Here is an 18435-nt window from a genome sequence, read left to right as displayed (position 1 = left end):
GAAGGCACGACGGATCAAGGGGCGATTGACGAAGCCCAAAAAGCGGTCAATAAACTTCCGGAAGGTGCAGAAAAAGACCGTCTGCAAGACTTATTGAATCAAGCGCAAGATTTATTGAACAAAAAAGAACAAGCAGAAAAAGACCTAACCGATGCGAAGAACAAAGTGGAAGATCTGTTCACGGACGATAAGTTCGATACATTGGAAGGAACGACAGATCAAGGGGCGATTGACGAAGCCCAAAAAGCGGTCAATAAGCTTCCTGAAGGTGCAGAAAAGGACCGTCTTCAAGACTTATTGAACCAAGCGCAAGATTTATTGAACAAAAAAGAACAAGCAGAAAAAGATCTAACCGATGCGAAGAACAAAGTGGAAGATCTGTTCACGGACGATAAGTTCGATACATTGGAAGACACGACGGATCAAGAGGCGATTGACGAAGCCAAAAAAGCGGTCAATAAACTTCCGGAAGGTGCAGAAAAAGACCGTCTGCAAGACTTATTGAACAAAGCGCAAGATTTATTGGATAAAGATATAACGGCTCCAGATGCACCGAAATTGAATGAGGTTACAACAAACAGTAAAGAGGTAACAGGAAGCGGTGAACCTGAAGCAAATGTGACCGTCACCATTAATTCCAAGAAATATACCGGAGTTGTAGGTCCAGAAGGGAAATTCAAGGTTGCGATTCCAAATCAACCAGTCCATACGGTTATTACTGTTACCCTTACCGACGCGGCTGGGAATGTCAGCGAGAGTTCATCTGTCAGGGTAGTACAGTTTATGCCAAGTGAACCTGTAAAGATCAATCCTGTGTACCCAATTGCAGAGGTTATAACTGGAACTGCTCCTGAAGGGGCAACTATCGTTCGCTTATTGGTAAATGGCGAAGCACTGCGTACGGCACCTGTCAATGAAGATGGAACATTCAGTATATACAGTAAGTATGTAGGAGTAGATGAGAATGGAAATAATAAAACCCTACAAGTAGGCGATATCGTAACGGTTGACTACGGTGTTCGGACTCCATCGAACCTACAGGCTCATACTACGGTAATCAAGGAAGCGGAGAAACTGCAGGTGAATCCTGTAGCTCCTAATGCCGATCATGTTACGGGCAAGGCATCGGAGGGAACTAAGAGTCTCCGTTTGCTAGTGAATGGAATAGCGCAGAGAACAGTGTCTCTAACTCAGACTGGGGCAGGATTCATTAATCCAGATGGAAGTTACCAAATTTACAGCCGGTTTATTGTGGATGAAAATGGGGTTACTCGAAGATTGCAAGCAGGAGATGTCATTGAAGTTGACAATGGACCTCTAGTAGTTGGGGGAGAAATAGCAAAAACAGTAGTGAAATAATCAATTCGATAATGATGTAAGAAGGCCTCTCCTATTGGAAGTGGGTCCTTCTTACATGTTTGAAAACGCTTCTTAAAGTGTTTGAGTATTTTTTCGTTACAAGGAAAGAAGTCCAATTTTTAAATGAGATAAAAGGTACTGAAGAATCTCTCTTTAAGAAGGGTTTATATTTTTTAAAAGGAGTGGAATCATGATATTGAAGAGAAGGTTCAGAAGTATTGGAATCTGTATATTTACATTAAGTATATTTTTGACAGGCTGCATGTCAGGAGAAAAGGAAGTCCAGAAAGAAATGCAAAAGCAAACGAATACTTCTACTAAGGACGAAACGGATAAAAAAGAAACAGGACAAGAGAAGACCGTATCTGGCGTAAGTATTGGGATTGAAGAAGCATTGCAGCTCGAGCATCCAGATCAAAAAGGAAAAAAAGTTTTACAGTTACAGCTGAAGGCAACTAATAAAACGGCAGAAGAAAAATTTGTAGACGTTTTTGAAATGTCGGTATGGAATCAAGAGGATAAAAAACTACGTATCTATCCAGGAGATAATCTAGGCACGAAACTGGCTCCTGGAAAAAGTGTAAAAGGTAATGGGTACTATGTGATTGAAGGAAAGGGACCTTACAAGGTGCAGTATGAAAATACTGAAACGAAAGATAAGCAGGAATGGACTATTAACAAAGTGAAGGACATGACAGAGGACGAATCTGAAAAGTAGTATGTTATTTACATTTTGACTGAACATTGGAGTTCCCCCGATGAATGGCCCCCTGGTTAAAGGTCATCAATCGGGGGATTTGTATTTCCTGAACGATATGAAGAATGGAGTATGGATAGAAAAAGACTATGTTCGTTTTTATCAGCTGATTGCTAATTTATTTTGAGGGACGTCCATTATAAATGTGAAATGCGTGGGATTAAGTTCAGAATCAAAAATTAATTATGAATATAGGTGTTTTGGCTAAAAACAGATTTAGTTTTACCCTAACCATGCACTTGTACCTCACGTCAAAAAAACAGGTGATTCTGGTTAAATAGGGTAGATGAATCAAAAACAGAACGCTTCATTCGAAATCTGGAACTTGCAACAAAAATAATTATGATAATTTATTAATGCTGACGATAAAAATTAACGGGAAACTTACAAGGCGACTTTTCAAGGCGGAACTCTAGGTATGTATTTCAATCATAAAAAATGATATATCTGGTCAACTTTGCTGATTAAGAAAGATAGCGTTAGGAATTTGCTGGTTTTTTGTAGTGAATTTTCATTGTGGCCTAATAATTTAAATGTTCGTTATGTTCTGATAAGGAAATGGAGGAGTTGAATCATGATAACAGCGACAACGCAAGAAAGGCAGCAACAAAAAAATACTGCCCAATACTCGCACAAATATGCTCTGCAAAGAGAATTAAAGAACAAGACCGCTAAAGTCGGAGTGATTGGATTGGGTTATGTTGGTCTCCCGACTGCTTGCCATTATGCATCTAAAGGTTATACGGTGACAGGATTCGATGTCTCTGAGACAAAAGTGGAAAGCTTAAATAGCGGAATCAACTATATCAATGATGTAGATAATGACGGGCTTAGAGATTTGATAAACCAAAAGCGGTTTACAGCGACGACGGATATGAAGCAGCTAGGAGACATGAATGTCCTTTTGATTTGTGTCCCGACCCCAGTTAATAAGTTGAAGGAACCTGATATCTCGTATGTGAGGGATGTAGGGAACATTGTCGCTGAACATGCGAATGAAGGTACAATGGTTATTTTGGAAAGTACAACATACCCAGGAACGACAGAGGAGTATATCTGTACACCATTGACAGATAGGGGATATGTGATAGGTGAGAACCTTTTTGTAGCTTATTCCCCGGAAAGAATAGATCCAGGAAATAAAAGTTTTAATTTAAGCAACACGCCAAAAGTTATTGGGGGGATGACGGAAACCTGTACAGACCTAGCGTGCAAGTTCATCGGTTCGACAGCTCATCGTGTTAAGGGGGTTCGTGTTGCAGAATTAAGCAAAATCTTTGAGAACACTTTTCGATGGATTAACATGGCTTTGGTCAATGAAATGACGGTACTATGCAATGAGTTGGAAATTGATATATGGGAAACGATCAATGCGGCTTCTTCAAAACCATACGGGTTCATGAAATTCACCCCAGGCATTGGTGTCGGGGGACATTGCATTCCGGTAGATCCATACTACTTGCTCTATAAGGCAAAAGAACATGGTCATCGGACAAAAATGATTGAACTGGCAGGGGATATCAATGACGGAATGGTTCACTATTCATATAACCGCATACTTGAATTGCTTGCAGCCAATGACAAGCTCATGAAACACTCACATATTGTGGTTTTAGGTGCAACTTACAAAAGTGATATTGGTGATTTAAGGGAAAGCCCGGTCGTCCGCTTACTTGAACGATTACAAAACAAGGTCCGGAATCTAACCGTAATCGAACCCTATGCAAAAGGAATCCGAATCAATGAACAGGTTCTACAGGTGGAAAAATACGATGCTGCCATTCTTCAAAAAGCCGATTTAGTTGTCATCGGAACACCACACAATTGTTTTGACTGGAAAAGTGTCCATGATCATGCTTCATTAATATTCGATTCCAAAAATGTGATGGAGGAAAATGGATTGCTTTCTGATAAGGTCATAAAATTATAGGCCGAGAACAAAAAAAGTGACAAACGAAAAGGTTTAAAGATGGATTGGAGTTGATTGAATGGCGGAGACACTCAATATAAAAGATCTTTTTCAAATGGTGAAAAAACGCATCGTGCTCATTATTATCATCACAACCTTATTAACGGCAATGACGGGAATCGTTAGCTTTTTCATTCTTTCACCTGTTTACCAAGCTTCTACACAAATCTTAGTCAATCAATCTAAAGAAAAGTCAGAACTTTACAATGTAGGTGAGATTCAAACCAATATTCAATTGATTGAAACGTACAGCGAAATCATAAAAAGTCCGATGATGTTAGAGAAAGTCAAAGAACGACTGAATCTTGATATATCAAATACAGCATTATCGGAACAAATCAAAATTGTAAGTAATGGGAATTCACAAATTTTCACCATTAAAGTTGAGGGGGCTGACCCTAAAATTACCGTTAGTGTCGCCAGTGCAATTACGGACATATTCCAAGATGAAATAAAAACGCTTATGAATGTGGACAATGTCAACGTCTTATCCAAAGCAACTATAGGAGATAATTCCTCACCTATAAAACCGAACCCGATCATGAATACGATCGTTGCATGTTTTGCAGGGTTAATCATAAGTTTATTTCTTGCATTAATGATCGAATTTTTCGACAAAACAATCAAAGTTGAGTCTGATATTGAAGAACATTTAAAGATTCCGATGCTAGGCATCGTGAATTTAATGGAAAATAAAAAAAAACGGAAATGATAAATCTGTAATTACAACCTCAAGAGGTGAAAAGCTTGACACGCGATAAACGGCATAAAAAGACGGAGATTAAAAAAAGAAGCAGTATTTCCATGTTGAAGTCGAAGTCTCCTGTTGTGGAGCAATATAGGACAATTCGAACGAACCTTCAATTTTCCGCTGTGGAAAAAGACATAAAGACGATGATTTTCACCTCTGCAAATGCAGGTGAAGGAAAATCGACGACTTCAATCAATGTCGCAGCAGTTTTTGCACAGCAAGGGAGGCGCGTTCTCATCATAGATGCAGATTTGAGAAAGCCTAGTGTTCATACTAACTTTAATATGGAGAACTACTTGGGGTTAACGAATATCATATCAAAGCAAAATAAATTACTCGATGCTGTACAACCTTCCTTTTACCCTAATTTAGATGTGCTGACAAGTGGGCCAATCCCCCCAAACCCATCGGAGTTGCTTGGGTCTAACGGAATGGTGACAGTGTTGGATGAAGCAAAGCTAAATTATGATTTAGTAATTCTGGACACACCGCCTGTTAATGCAGTCACAGATGCTCAAGTATTAGCGAGTATGACAGACGGCGTGGTTTTGGTGGTGAGCAGCGGAAGCACTGAAATACAGCAAGCACAAAAAGCGAAGGAATTACTTGAGAATGCAAATGCAAAGCTTTTGGGTGCAATCCTAAATAAGAAAAAACAAAAATATCCTGACGAATACTACTACTATGGTAAATAAAATAAGTAGTTTGGAAGTTGTATAAGTTTAGCATTCGTGGTTTGGAAAAAGAGGGATAACGATGATTGATATTCATAGCCATATTTTACCGAAGATGGATGATGGTGCTGGAGATATCCATGAAAGTATAGAAATGGCGAGAAAAGCTGTAGAACAAGGAATTTCCAACATCATAGCAACCCCTCATTATAATAAGGGGATATATGAAAATGATAAGGAAATAGTCGTGAATGAAACAGCAAAATTAAACCTAGTGCTAGATGACCTGGATATCCCGCTAAAAGTATGGCCTGGGCAGGAAATAAGGATATCCGATGAGCTTTCGGATGATTATGACAATAATGAAATCATGGGCTTGAATGGTTCGCAGTACATCCTTCTCGAACTGCCTTCAAACCATGTGCCAGTGTATACGGAACGATTAATTTATGATCTGCAAATGAAAAGGATGACACCGATCATTGCTCATCCAGAGCGGAATTTGGAAATAATAAAAAATCCGCAACTTCTAAAAGAAATGATTTGGAAGGGTGCTTATTCACAAATAACTGCAGGGAGCATCACGGGCAAATTCGGCTGGAGAACAAAAAGGTTTTCCAAATATTTAGTTCAATCAGGTCTTACTCATTTTATTGCATCAGATGCTCATAATGTTGGAAACAGAGGTTTTCAACTCAGGGAAGCACATAAGTTGATTGAGAAGAATTTCGGTCAAGAAATAGTCGATGCCTTTAATGAAAATGCCGAGAATGTTTTGTACGGGATGAAAGTTAAAGAACTCTTGTTTGACTAAAAATATTAATATGGGGAGAAGTAGATTTGACATATTATAACCGGCTTTTCACATTAGTCTTACTGGACGCTGTGATTGTTGTGACGGCTGTATTTTTAAGTTATTGGTTATTACATCCGTATAATGAAATATCGGCATTTATAATGACAATTACACTTATTTTGCTTATGTGTCATTATTTCTTTACTGCATATTTAAAACTCTATAAAAAGGCTTGGGAATACGCCAGTATCAAGGAAATTTTCAATATATTCAAAGTAACGGCCTTTTCTATTACGATTACTGCCGCCTTTCAGCTATACTTTACCCATTTTCTATATATTAGAGAGCTTTTCATTACTTGTATTCTATATATTGCCATGATTGGGTGCTCACGTTTGGCATGGAGGATCTATTTTGAACGATACATTAAGCAATCACCCAATAAAAAAAGAACGTTGATCGTTGGAGCGGGGTCTGCAGGGACGATGATAACGAGTCGGTTGTTAAAATCCAGCAATATAGACTTAGTCCCGGTTGCATTCGTTGATGATGATAAAGCGAAGCTTAGTTTAGAAATCTTCAATATACCAGTTGTAGCAGCAACAAAAGATATTTCTCAAGTGGTTGAACAATACAAGATCGAACATATCGTGATTGCGATTCCTTCTTTGAAAAGAGAAGAAATAAATTCCATATTTTCGGAATGCACCAAAACTTACAAAAAGACTCAAATTGTCCCTAGCCTGGAAGCGATTGTTCAAGGCAAGGTTCCAATTAATCAATTGCAGGATATCCAGATGGAAGACTTATTGGGTCGCTTACCCGTTCAACTTGATGATAAAGGGATTTTAGAAAAGATTGTTGATAGCGCTATTTTAGTAACCGGTGCCGGCGGTTCAATTGGATCGGAAATCTGTCGTCAGATCATGAAGTATAATCCAGCTAAAATTGTATTGCTCGGGCATGGTGAAAACAGCATTTATGCGATCGAGTTGGAATTGCGAGAGGCTTATGCAGATACAATTGAGATCGTGACCGAAATTGCAGACATTCAGGACCGCCGGAGGATGTTTCAGGTAATCGACCATCATCGGCCTAATATCGTCTACCATGCAGCCGCCCATAAACATGTACCGCTTATGGAGTCCAACCCTAAAGAAGCGGTGAAAAATAACATGATAGGCACGATGAATGTTGCCGAGGCATCAGAGGCTGGCATGGTTAATATTTTTGTCATGGTTTCGTCAGATAAAGCCGTAAATCCGACAAGTATAATGGGTGCCTCTAAATGTTTGGCCGAGATGATGATCTGGTATAAGAGTTTGTCTAGTCATACTAAATTTGTAACGGTCCGATTTGGAAATGTCCTTGGCAGCAATGGCAGCGTCATCCCACTCTTTAAAAAACAAATAAAAAAGGGGGGACCTTTGACAGTCACTCATCCGGATATGATTCGCTATTTCATGACAATTCCGGAAGCTTCAAGATTAGTCATCCAGGCAGGGGTCCTGGCCAAAGGAGGAGAGGTATTCGTACTTGATATGGGCGAACCGGTCAAAATTGTCGATTTCGCTAAAAAGCTTATCCAACTGTCAGGTTACAGCGTTGAAGAAATTGGAATAACTTATACTGGAATCCGGCCAGGTGAAAAATTATACGAAGAATTGCTTGGGGAAGACGAAGTTTACTTGAATCAGATTTACCCGCAAATCCATATTGGAAAACCAAGAGAAGTAAATTGGAAAGCGATAAAAGAGATTATCACAACATATGAAGACATGAGCGAAGAAACGTTAAAAGATAGAATGCTGAATTTGGCGAATTACAGGAAGAATAACAAAATTCCCATACCGTGAAAATGCCTCAAATCCGGGTGATGTTAGCAATTAACAGAAAAAGTAAAGCAAGTGTCACAATTTTGATGATTTGCGTTTTTCAATGAAGGAAATTGGGCAATATATTCACCTTTTAAAAAATGTTAAAGAGAAGTAAGAATAATAGATGCGAAGAAATTTTCAATTAATCACTAGAATTCTGTATAGCTATCTGAAGAATTCCCTCGTTACTTGATAACGATACACAATGATGATTTGGGAGGAAAAAATGAAACGGGCTTTTGAATTTTTGATATCTTGTCTGGCGCTTATATCCTGTTCACTTCTTATGCTGTTTATCGTCATCCTAATCCGTTTAAAATTAGGTTCGCCTGTCATTTTTAAGCAGGAGCGGCCAGGATTTAATGGCAAACCATTTTATCTGTATAAGTTCAGAACGATGACAGATGAAAAAGATGAAAAAGGGGATTTGATTCCTGATGAGAAGAGATTAACTGATTTTGGGAAATTGCTTAGAAAATTAAGTTTAGATGAATTACCTCAATTATTTAATGTCATGAAAGGCGATGTGAGTTTTGTAGGCCCACGGCCATTATTAATGGAATATCTCCCATTATATACTTCCGAACAAGCAAGGAGGCATGATGTCCGGCCTGGAATGACGGGGTGGGCCCAAGTGAATGGGCGAAATGCAATCTCGTGGGAGAAAAAGTTTGAGCTTGATGTCTGGTACGTTGAAAATCAATCCTTTTTACTGGATATGAAGATCTTATACCTTACCTTGATTAAGGTATGTAAACAAGAAGCCATTACCCAGGAAGGACATGTCACAACCCAAAAATTTGTTGGATAATGGGATGAATGATATTGATTTAAGGTTTACCATCTCGAGGAAACGGAAACCCCAAATTTGATGATGTGAGAAGTGATTTGAATTGAAGAAAATCGTAATAATCGGTGCGGGCGGGCACTCAAAAGTTGTTCAAGATATTGTTGAAGCAATGGGTGAATATCGGCTCATGGCTATTTTAGATGATCAATACGAAGTGCTGAAAAGAAAAGGAAATGTATATTTTGGCCCCATCTTAAGCTATAGAAGCTTATTTATTCATTTTGAATATAAGGTAATTATTGCGATAGGCAGGAACGATTTAAGATTAAAAATCGTAAACGAACTGAATTTAGATGTAATGGATTATGAGACAGTCATTCATCCAACTGCTATAGTGGGTAAAAATGTTTCGATAGGTAAAGGAACGGTCATTATGCCTAATGTCGTCTTGAACGCTGGCGCTAAAGTGGGGAATCACGTCATTGTTAATACGTCTTCAGTCATTGAGCATGATACCCATCTTGATGACTATATCCATATAGCACCAAGTGCTACCCTGACAGGAGCTGTCAAGGTAGGAACTGGTAGCTTGATAGGAGCTGGATCTACGGTCATACCAAGCATAACGATAGGGGAATGGTATACGGTTGGTGCCGGGTCAACCGTTATTAAAGACATTTCTGATGCATCTACCGCTGTGGGGTCCCCAGCTAGGATAATATAATAAGGAGTGTGTGTGGGATGGAGAATAAAAGATTGTATCTTTCGCCTCCTCATATGAGTGGGAATGAACAAATGTACATTAGACAAGCGTTCGAGACAAATTGGATAGCGCCACTAGGACCGAACGTAAAAGCTTTGGAAGACGAATTTGCCAAATATGCGGGCACTAAGGGAGCGTTGGCAGTAAGTTCAGGAACTGCGGCCATTCATTTGGCATTGCAAGTATTGGGAGTCACCACTGGTGATACTGTATTCTGTTCTTCATTAACTTTTATAGCCAGTGCAAATCCTATCATCTATCAAGGTGCGAAGCCTGTTTTTATAGATTCTGAATCTGATACATGGAATATGTCACCTAAGGCATTGGAACTGGCTTTGGAATATGCGAGGAAAAATCGGAGAATTCCAAAAGCTGTAATTTTGGTCCACCTATTTGGACAAAGTGCAAAGGTAGATGAGATCAAGAGCATTTGCGGGAAATATAAGGTTGCTTTAATAGAGGATGCGGCCGAATCCCTTGGTGGATCTTACAAGGGGAAGCAAACAGGAGCGTTTGGTGATATAGGGATTTATTCGTTTAATGGAAATAAAATCATAACAACTTCTGGAGGGGGCATGCTGGTTTCAAATAACGAGGAATACTTACATAAGGCTCTCTTCCTATCTACACAAGCACGTGATGCAGCGCTTCATTATCAGCATAGCTCGATTGGATATAACTATCGTTTAAGCAATGTTCTAGCTGGAATCGGCCGTGCCCAATTAGAAGTATTGGATGACCGTGTTAAAGTTCGGAGAGAAATTTTTGATCGTTATAAAAAATCTTTAGGGAACATTCCTGGCATTACCTTCATGCCTGAATTAAAAGATACGATGGGGAATCGCTGGCTTACCGCATTAACAATAGACGACAGAATCAATGGAGTACGATCCAGTGACGTGATTAATGCGTTAGAAGCAGAAAATATTGAGTCCAGACCAGTGTGGAAACCATTACATTTACAGCCTGTCTTTAAAAATGCAGCATTTTTTACAGAAAGCGGCGATAAAAGCATTTCAAGTATGTTATTTGAACAAGGTTTATGTTTGCCGTCCGGTTCGGGTATGACATTTGAAGAACAAGAGCGGGTCGTGGAAATTGTAAAGGAAGTACTTGAACCGTCCAAATTAGCCCAATGATTCTTTAGTCGTGTGATACGAGTTAATTCATTAAAGGAACTGTTGCATGCAGTCACATTTAGCAGATATACCAAAGCCCGTTTTCTTACAATGAAAAGGAGGCAAACCAAAATATGAGAATTACATTTAAACAGATTTATCAAGATATCGACAATTTAGTATGTTTATCCAATAACCGAAATGGTTTGAATTTCAGAGAGATTGAGCTTATAAGAAAAAGACTGGTTGAAAATATAAAAGCGATAGAACTGCATACCATCATTTTAAAAAAGAAAGATCCTGGATGAAAATCCCCATATCATCCTTACGTTTTAAAAATGATTTCATTTTTTGGGAGCCTTTTTAAATCCACATTAGAAATGAGGGTGCTTATGAAGATTGGTGATAAAGTTATTTATAAATCAAGGGAATATAAAATTATTTACATCTATAGAAATGATTTAAAAGCCGAGCTTCTTTCCTTTGATGCTAAGCATGAGAAATTCGAATTAGCGCATATATCACATTTGATAAAGACTAACCCGGCTTATGTAGAGAATCTACAAAAGGTGTCCCCTTATGAAAATTGTTGAGGAGCGGTTGTTGAATAGAATGCAGATGACACACCACCCTGGCGTTTGGTCAGTCTGTCGAGCAATTCAACACTGTCTTTTTCTTGACTTATGCAATCAACTTATAAAGATGATGTATCTTCAATATTCTATTGAACCTTGTTGGGGTAGGTATTAAACCTATGAACAATTTTTTCTTCCTCAATATGGATGCCTTCTATGAATTTAACTTTTCATTTTCATAAACCTCTTTACTGACTTTTTACATGGGAGCACTGCTTTTGAGGCGTTGCTCATTTAAATAGTAAGCACTGCATTCTTTTAAGGTATATTCCCTTAAATCCTCTATAAAAGAATGAGGTGTTTTTTTTTGTCCGGAACAAATGAATGCTGTAAAGAAAACCATTATTGCTTAACGATTGATAAAGCAAAAGAAATTGTTTCTAAAATGAAATGCTTCATTGTTAATTTGGGTTATATTACTAACTGCATTTACATTTTAAACCTTACAACTATACATAGCTTGTTGATAGTATTCGACGGGTCATGCTTGTTACATCAAAGATAAGTTTCAATTATTGATTTTCACATACCACTTATGAAACGACGCAGGAATAAAATTATGGTAAATTTGGGTAGTAAGTAGTGTATATTTTCTGTTATTTTTTAAAAAAAGAGTGAGGGAATTTTTAATATTAGGTATTAATACTCAACTTATATATTAATAGTTTTAGTAAGAAAAGATATGAAAATCAAAAGTTAAAGGTGATTGTATGAATCGATTTACTGACCGCTATTCAAAACTGCTGTATCATTTATTTTATGAGGATAACTGGTGTAGTTTAACGGAGCTATCAAAAAAAACAGGTTATTCGAAAAGCACATTATGGCGGGATATATTGCATATGAGTTCAAATCTTCCACCTGAATGGAAAATTGATAAGAATGAAGTGCAGGGCGTAAGGTTAATGAAACCTAAAAACGGCACCTTGGAAGAGCTTTGGTTTCATCTTAAAAGTGAAAACACCTATTTTCAAACCTTAGAATTAATTCTTTTTAACAATGGAGTAACGATAAAATATATTACTCAAAAAGTGCATATTAGTCGCTCCTCAGTGTACCGACAGTTAGAAAAAATAGAAGAAGTATTAAAAAATGCCGAAGTTCATTTATCAAATAGTCCGTTTAAAATTGTTGGGGATGAAATAAAGATTAGAAGATTCATCATGCAGTATGTAGAGTATATGTCCGGCAATTTAAATGATTTTATTACTTCCTTTAATCTTAAGGAGTTTCAAGACACTTTATTGGAGCTATTGAAGGAACATTCAACTTCTTTACACATGGGTGCCATACAAAGACTAGCGATAATCCTTCATATCTCCAACATTCGAATAACCCATAATTGTTTTGTGACATTCCCAAAAGTGGTTATAGATGAAAATGAAACATCCACAGCATTCGAAATATCAAAGAAACTATTTAAATTCATGGTGAAATGTCCAAATAGGGAGAAACAGATTTCTGAAATTTTATTTTTTTCTTTATATTTTATGAGCGAAGAAATGTCTTTAAATCGTACCCAAGAACTTCGGTACATTCGTTCCAAATTTAATTCGGATAGCGGTAAGCCTTTAGGTCAATTTTTAAGTAATCTATCAAAGAAAATTGGGCTGGATGTTTCTCAGGATGATATTTTCATGTACGAATTTGCGCAAACTCTTCGTGGGATATCGTTTGACTTACAGTTAAAAACGGATACGAGAATAAATAATATTTTGCAATTCGTTCCTTATTTTGAGAATAATGAGTTATTTGTGATCATTGAAGAAATAGCAAAATACATATCGGATGAATTTGCTATTTCTTTTGAAAATATAGAAGTATTAGAGATATTCATGTTGGTCCAAGCTTCAATTTTAAGAAAACAAAACCAAATGGTTATAGAGACTGCATTAATTTGCCGATCATATGTAGAGAAAGATTATATTCGTGAGGTATTGAAACATCATTTCGGAAACAAGCTAAATATTTATGTTATGGATTTTTCCGATATAGACTCACTTTTCAGAAAAAATGGGTTTGATATCTTAATAACCACAGATTTAGGGCAGTTAATTAATATTGAACACATTCCTGTATATAAAGTTTCTTCATTTCCAACTCCCTCTGAATTAAAAGAAATTAAGATGTTCACTCGAAAGAATTTCATTGATCGGTATGGTTTAAATCCAAATATTTTATATCCATTTGAAGAAGACATTGATTGAGATCAGTCTTAAGGCATTTATTCACTTTGTACTTTACCCCACTGATAACGAACAGTAATATGCAGCAAATAATTTTACCTCTTCTAAGCCTAGGTCATTTCTTTTTTCTCCAAAAGGAGAAGGTGGAATTTACTTATCTGACAGAGTTTAAGGTTGATAATTTACTTAAGGTAAGGGATCCACGAAATTACCGAAGCGAGAACGCCATACATTCCTTCTCAATTTATACCACAGACCATTCTCTTTATTCGAAACTAAAATCACGAAATAGGAACCTGTCGTACTGCTATCAGTGGCTGGTATGTAAATGGCCCCGGTACAATACCGGGGCCATGGCCGTTTAGAACCTTTACTGGCTTTATTGAGTAGTTACATATTCATTATTTCCTGCACGCATTCCAACAATGAAAATAAGTGCCGATATTGCGGCCAACATCAATAAGGGAACTGTCCAGCTGTGTGTAATGTCATGAAGCAAGCCGAATAATACTGGTCCAATGGCAGCTAAGAGGTACCCGAATGATTGAGCCATTCCTGATAATTCCGTCGCCTCATGGGTGCTTTGTGTTCGAAGACTAAAGAACATCATCGATAAACTGAATATGGTTCCAACTCCAATCCCAATCAATATCATGCATACTGGTATGAAGAGAGTGCTTCCATATAATATGCCGAATATCCCTGCAATAAGGAAGACGACAGGCGGGACCACTAACTGACGCTGACTTTGTAAGCGTCCAGCTAAAATTGGCACAAGGAATGTTATTGGGATGACTGCAAGCTGCATGATGGATAGCATCCAACCAGCTTCATCAGCGTTCAGGCCTTTTTGCTCCAGGATTTCCGGCATCCAGGTAATTACTGTATAGAAAATAAACGATTGCAAACCCATGAAGAATGTTATCTGCCAAGCTAAACCAGAACGCCATAAGTTAATCTTTTTATCCTTTTGTGCCGTTTGTACATCCTTCCCTGACTTGGATGGCCGCCTTAATTGCGGCATCCATAAGAAAACTGTAATAAGCGATAAAATTCCCCAACATCCAAGGGCCCCAGCCCATCCCAATCCCGAGGAAGAAGCAAGGGGAATGCTGATCCCGGAACCTATTGCGCCAAATAAATTCATGGAAACAGCATAGGTTCCTGTCATCAAACCGATGTTCCTGGCAAAGTTATGTTTAATCAGACTTGGTAACAATACATTGCCGATTGCAATGGCTAACCCGATTAAAATGGTCCCAATGAACAATGTCGGCACTCCGCCAACTGAGCGGATAACAATTCCGATTGTTAGTAATATCAAGGAAAGGAAAAGCGTAAGCCCCATTCCAAAACGCCGTGCTATCCTAGGTGCAAACGGTGATAATAAAGCAAAGGAAAGCAAAGGCAATGTCGTTAATGAACCTGATAATGTATTGGATATCCCCAAGTTATCTCGGATCGAAGTGACAAGGGGGCCAACCGAAGTTAAGGGAGCCCTCAGATTTGCCCCCAGAAGAATGATTCCGATGATGAGTAGTCCAACTCTGGGTTTAATATCCATTTTTGTTTGTTCTAGTTGATTTACCGCTTGATGAATGCCCATAGTCTCCTCCTTACTTACTCTATAGATTTTTTGAATTGTGCAATGTATTCATTCACTGTTTCGATTGCCCGGTTCACATCTTGTTCGATGATGGCATCTACAAGTTTGCAATGAATGTTCAAATGAAAGTTCTCATCAGAACTCATCTCTACTATCTGATGGATGGATTCATGCAGGGAGTGTTCCATATGTTCGTACAAATCAATCAATAAATCATTATGTGATGAAACCATAATCGATTTATGCAACTTTATATCGGCTTCTTCGTAAGCCTTGATATCCCTTGCTTCGGCAGCTTTACTGCATGCTGATATATGAAACCGCAATTGTTCTATATCTTCTTGATTACGTCTTAATGCCGCTAACTGAGCTCCCTCTCTTTCAAGGGCATGACGGACCTCTAACGTTTCTAATAAACTTGACTGCTGGATCCTTCTTTCAAATGCTGCCCCCAAGGCACTTGATGACCTTACGAATGTCCCCTTTCCTTGTTTCGTTACTAATAGCCCTGCATAAACAAGTGATCGTACAGCTTCCCTTAATGTATTTCTGCTTACATCGAACTGTTGGATCAAGTCCATTTCAGGGGGAATTTGATTTCCAATTTTCCATTCACCTGATTCGATTAACGATTCGATTTGGGAAACCACTTGCTCTACAAGTGATAAGCGATTTGTTTTAGATATAGACAAGATAACACCTCTAATTTGTAGGATGATTGGGTCATTGGCTATTTTAACATATGTATGTTGAAAATGGAGCAAACGAGTATTTTAAATCCAAATTTGTTTCCTTTTATTCTTCAGAAAAAAATTTCAGAAATCCGCTCCCTTTCAGCCGACTGCTTGCCATGCCTCATCAAAGCAAGCATCTAGCGGGGTCTCGACTAGCCAGTTATTCAAAATTCTTCAATCCAAGTGGGTTTCATCCAAAACTCGTAACCCAAGTTTGTTTAAAATCATTGTGAGGGGTGAGACCATTTCAATTGATGGAACCGCCAGTTGGTCCATAGTTTTAAAAAAACATTCCAATCGACGTTCAAATTGTACTAGCACTAAAAAGACTGAAGGCAAACTCGACTTTCTTCGAGTTTGCCTTCAGTCTGAAATCCCCATTAAAGTCAGGGAGGATAATATTTCTATTTTTTTTGTTTGACAATAAAGGAAAGAAGGATAAATATCACTAACGTGACAAGACATACTGTAGTCCCAATGATGTTTTGCTTATTAAAGATAAATGCCAAAAAGATAATGCTTAATGCCGTGATGGCTAATATAGTTGTATATGGGTACCATTTTACCCGGAAACCTGGTTTGCCAATGTATTGCTTACGCAGCTTCAATTGCGCTGAACAAATACTGATCCATAATAATAAAACTGTGAATCCAGGAATGGCCATAAGGTAGCTTAAAATCAGGTCGGGGTACAAATAGGATAAAAACACACCAGCCAATATGCATAATGTAGTTAAAAATATACCATTAAGCGGGATACCCTTTTTTGTTGTTTTTAAAAATGCCTTAGGCGCTTCCCCATTATGGGAAAGAGTGAACAGTGTCCTTGAAGTAGCGTATATACCTGAATTTGCAGCTGATAAGACAGCGGTTAAAAGAACGAAATTCATGATATCGGCGGCTCCGGGAAGACCCGATAAGCTGAAAACCTGAACGAATGGACTTACCTCAGTGCTTACTTGGTTCCAAGGTATTACCCCGCAAATAATAAATATCGGCAAGACATAGAAAAGAATCACCCGCCATACTGTTCCTTTAATGATTTTTGGTATGACTCGCTGACTATCTTTTGTTTCCGTAACGGCTACACCAATTAATTCTGCGCCACCATATGAAAACATTACCACTAAAAGTGCACTTAACATTCCGTCAATTCCTTTTGGGAAAAAACCACCATGTTCCGTGTAATTAGAAAATGAAGCAGTACTAGGAAAAAGTCCTAGCATGATCAAAGCTCCTAAAATAATAAAGGCAATCAAGGTTATTATTTTAATTCCTGCGAACCAAAATTCGAGTTCTCCATAGTATTTTACTTGAAACAAATTAATTCCTATAATTACTGAAGCGCAAAGTATACTTAACAGCCATAATGGTACTGTAGGAAACCAATATTGTAGAAAGCTTCCGGCTGCGACTATCTCTACAATGATCACGATAATCCAGTTAAACCAATAGAGCCAACCGACTATGAAGGATAGTTGAAACCCAAAAGCTTTATTAATGAGATGCTGTACGTTCAAATTAGGAAAAGCGGTTGCCATCTCTCCTAATGCGGCCATTACAATAAATAACAATAGCCCCCCTATTAAATAGGCTATTACAACACTTGGACCTGCCATATTTAATGTATCGGAACTCCCCTTAAAAATCCCTGTTCCTATCATTCCGGCTAGAGCAATGAACTGGACATGCCTCGGCAATAGGCCCTTTTTTAAATCTTGATGAGTCTTCTCCATTTTATTCATGCCTTTCCTTTTAATAAAATAGTCTATAAGTAAAACTAGGAAGTTCTTCTTTTATTGAACGCTTTCACGTACTAAAGTACTATATCAATATATCATGAATCGGAAAAATGTCAATTTAGGCAGGTGAACTGGAATAGATTCCTAATCAGCAAAACAGGAATAGTTTTTATTATCTAAAAGTATTTGGATTTTATGAAATAAATCAAAGGAAAAATTAACAAATCGGCGTAAGGCACTATAATGAAATAAATACATATTGTAAAGAGAGAAAAATAATTCTGTTTAATCGCAGTATTTCTGACATTTTGTTGGTAGTGAATAAGATGATGTAATCAGTTCAAGTCCTTCCATAAATATGAGGTTGTGATGGCGGTTTTGGATTTGGGGTTATGGAACATACTGCTGAACAAAAAACCGACCATTCAAGGTCGGTTTTTCTTTTAATATAAGGTACGAAGCGGGAGAAGCTAACGAGACTATCCGTTTTCATTTAAAAAGGGGAGAAGGGGCGGCTGTAGGTGTTCGGTTTCTTGTATCGGGTCAATTTCGCTTAGAAATTCCAAATAACCGGAATATACCTGCGAGGCCATCCCTAAATAGTGCAATTCAGTGTGGATGATTCCCTTCCGTGGTGAATGGAGCATATACATTTTTTCATCCCTCCTTTCCAAAAGA

18 protein-coding genes are annotated in these 18435 nt (G+C 37.9%); 14 read left to right on the top strand and 4 right to left on the bottom strand.

Annotation, left to right across the window (positions count from 1 at the left end; translation table 11 throughout):
• The 14 genes from ACIROD_RS09190 to ACIROD_RS09125 all read left to right on the top strand — a co-directional run.
• Window positions 1–1359, top strand: a 1359-nt coding sequence (locus ACIROD_RS09190) for a toxin Cry1Ac domain D-VI-related protein (protein ID WP_402939823.1), incomplete at its 5' end; no start/stop codon positions are given.
• Window positions 1360–1549: 190 nt separating this feature from the next.
• Window positions 1550–2077 (top strand): hypothetical protein, encoded by a 528-nt coding sequence (locus ACIROD_RS09185; RefSeq protein ID WP_101223353.1) that lies wholly within the window; start codon window positions 1550–1552, stop codon window positions 2075–2077.
• A 40-nt stretch (window positions 2078–2117) separates the two neighbouring features.
• Window positions 2118–2243 (top strand): hypothetical protein, encoded by a 126-nt coding sequence (locus ACIROD_RS09180; RefSeq protein ID WP_402939819.1) that lies wholly within the window; start codon window positions 2118–2120, stop codon window positions 2241–2243.
• Window positions 2244–2690: 447 nt separating this feature from the next.
• Window positions 2691–4046: a nucleotide sugar dehydrogenase gene (locus ACIROD_RS09175; RefSeq protein ID WP_402939816.1), complete on the top strand. Its 1356-nt coding sequence runs from the start codon at window positions 2691–2693 to the stop codon at window positions 4044–4046.
• A 58-nt stretch (window positions 4047–4104) separates the two neighbouring features.
• Complete coding sequence (locus ACIROD_RS09170) at window positions 4105–4797, top strand: YveK family protein (protein ID WP_402939815.1); 693 nt, start codon at window positions 4105–4107, stop codon at window positions 4795–4797.
• Window positions 4798–4823: 26 nt separating this feature from the next.
• Entirely contained in the window at window positions 4824–5531 is a 708-nt protein-coding gene (locus ACIROD_RS09165) for a CpsD/CapB family tyrosine-protein kinase (protein ID WP_483878373.1), read from the top strand.
• Window positions 5532–5592: 61 nt separating this feature from the next.
• Entirely contained in the window at window positions 5593–6324 is a 732-nt protein-coding gene (locus tag ACIROD_RS09160) for a tyrosine-protein phosphatase (protein WP_402939809.1), read from the top strand.
• Between the two features lie 26 nt (window positions 6325–6350).
• Window positions 6351–8162, top strand: a complete 1812-nt coding sequence (locus ACIROD_RS09155) for a polysaccharide biosynthesis protein (protein ID WP_402939806.1) — start codon at window positions 6351–6353, stop codon at window positions 8160–8162.
• Between the two features lie 247 nt (window positions 8163–8409).
• Window positions 8410–8994: a sugar transferase gene (locus tag ACIROD_RS09150; protein ID WP_311735970.1), complete on the top strand. Its 585-nt coding sequence runs from the start codon at window positions 8410–8412 to the stop codon at window positions 8992–8994.
• Window positions 8995–9076: 82 nt separating this feature from the next.
• A complete protein-coding gene (locus ACIROD_RS09145) occupies window positions 9077–9697 on the top strand; it encodes an acetyltransferase (RefSeq protein WP_402939803.1) in 621 nt (206 codons plus the stop codon).
• A gap of 17 nt (window positions 9698–9714) precedes the next feature.
• Window positions 9715–10875, top strand: a complete 1161-nt coding sequence (locus ACIROD_RS09140; protein WP_402939800.1) for a DegT/DnrJ/EryC1/StrS family aminotransferase — start codon at window positions 9715–9717, stop codon at window positions 10873–10875.
• Window positions 10876–10988: 113 nt separating this feature from the next.
• Window positions 10989–11162 carry a hypothetical protein gene (locus ACIROD_RS09135; RefSeq protein WP_402939797.1) on the top strand — a complete coding sequence of 58 codons (174 nt, stop codon included), beginning with the start codon at window positions 10989–10991 and terminating at the stop codon, window positions 11160–11162.
• 84 nt (window positions 11163–11246) lie between these two features.
• Complete coding sequence (locus ACIROD_RS09130; protein WP_101223345.1) at window positions 11247–11447, top strand: hypothetical protein; 201 nt, start codon at window positions 11247–11249, stop codon at window positions 11445–11447.
• 752 nt (window positions 11448–12199) lie between these two features.
• Window positions 12200–13696, top strand: a complete 1497-nt coding sequence (locus ACIROD_RS09125; protein ID WP_402939794.1) for a BglG family transcription antiterminator — start codon at window positions 12200–12202, stop codon at window positions 13694–13696.
• 358 nt (window positions 13697–14054) lie between these two features.
• On the opposite strand, the gene ACIROD_RS09120 is transcribed toward ACIROD_RS09125, so the two are convergent.
• The 4 genes from ACIROD_RS09120 to ACIROD_RS09105 all read right to left on the bottom strand — a co-directional run bounded on the left by ACIROD_RS09120 (window position 14055) and on the right by ACIROD_RS09105 (window position 18410).
• Window positions 14055–15281, bottom strand: coding sequence for a CynX/NimT family MFS transporter (locus tag ACIROD_RS09120; protein WP_402939791.1), 1227 nt, complete (start codon window positions 15279–15281; stop codon window positions 14055–14057).
• A 14-nt stretch (window positions 15282–15295) separates the two neighbouring features.
• Window positions 15296–15973, bottom strand: a complete 678-nt coding sequence (locus ACIROD_RS09115) for a FadR/GntR family transcriptional regulator (RefSeq protein ID WP_402939788.1) — start codon at window positions 15971–15973, stop codon at window positions 15296–15298.
• A 446-nt stretch (window positions 15974–16419) separates the two neighbouring features.
• Complete coding sequence (locus ACIROD_RS09110) at window positions 16420–17751, bottom strand: amino acid permease (RefSeq protein WP_101223522.1); 1332 nt, start codon at window positions 17749–17751, stop codon at window positions 16420–16422.
• A 485-nt stretch (window positions 17752–18236) separates the two neighbouring features.
• On the bottom strand, window positions 18237–18410 hold the full coding sequence (locus ACIROD_RS09105; protein ID WP_402939785.1) for a hypothetical protein: 174 nt from the start codon (window positions 18408–18410) through the stop codon (window positions 18237–18239).
• Window positions 18411–18435 lie beyond the last annotated feature (25 nt).

Origin of the sequence: Peribacillus sp. NPDC101481 (assembly GCF_044767165.1) — a bacterium.
In the GTDB taxonomy this organism is placed as follows: domain Bacteria; phylum Bacillota; class Bacilli; order Bacillales; family DSM-1321; genus Peribacillus.
The sequence above is the reverse complement of the archived record's forward strand: the minus strand, read 5'-3'. Positions and strand labels throughout refer to the sequence as shown.

Bases quoted from the DNA above. Each gene is read 5' to 3' on its own strand.
- ACIROD_RS09185 (WP_101223353.1), top strand. From the start codon at position 1,550: ATGATATTGAAGAGAAGGTTCAGAAGTATTGGAATCTGTATATTTACA.
- ACIROD_RS09180 (WP_402939819.1), top strand. From the start codon at position 2,118: ATGAATGGCCCCCTGGTTAAAGGTCATCAATCGGGGGATTTGTATTTC.
- ACIROD_RS09175 (WP_402939816.1), top strand. From the start codon at position 2,691: ATGATAACAGCGACAACGCAAGAAAGGCAGCAACAAAAAAATACTGCC.
- ACIROD_RS09170 (WP_402939815.1), top strand. From the start codon at position 4,105: ATGGCGGAGACACTCAATATAAAAGATCTTTTTCAAATGGTGAAAAAA.
- ACIROD_RS09160 (WP_402939809.1), top strand. From the start codon at position 5,593: ATGATTGATATTCATAGCCATATTTTACCGAAGATGGATGATGGTGCT.
- ACIROD_RS09150 (WP_311735970.1), top strand. From the start codon at position 8,410: ATGAAACGGGCTTTTGAATTTTTGATATCTTGTCTGGCGCTTATATCC.
- ACIROD_RS09140 (WP_402939800.1), top strand. From the start codon at position 9,715: ATGGAGAATAAAAGATTGTATCTTTCGCCTCCTCATATGAGTGGGAAT.
- ACIROD_RS09135 (WP_402939797.1), top strand. From the start codon at position 10,989: ATGAGAATTACATTTAAACAGATTTATCAAGATATCGACAATTTAGTA.
- ACIROD_RS09130 (WP_101223345.1), top strand. From the start codon at position 11,247: ATGAAGATTGGTGATAAAGTTATTTATAAATCAAGGGAATATAAAATT.
- ACIROD_RS09125 (WP_402939794.1), top strand. From the start codon at position 12,200: ATGAATCGATTTACTGACCGCTATTCAAAACTGCTGTATCATTTATTT.
- ACIROD_RS09120 (WP_402939791.1), bottom strand. From the start codon at position 15,281: ATGGGCATTCATCAAGCGGTAAATCAACTAGAACAAACAAAAATGGAT.
- ACIROD_RS09110 (WP_101223522.1), bottom strand. From the start codon at position 17,751: ATGGAGAAGACTCATCAAGATTTAAAAAAGGGCCTATTGCCGAGGCAT.
- ACIROD_RS09105 (WP_402939785.1), bottom strand. From the start codon at position 18,410: ATGTATATGCTCCATTCACCACGGAAGGGAATCATCCACACTGAATTG.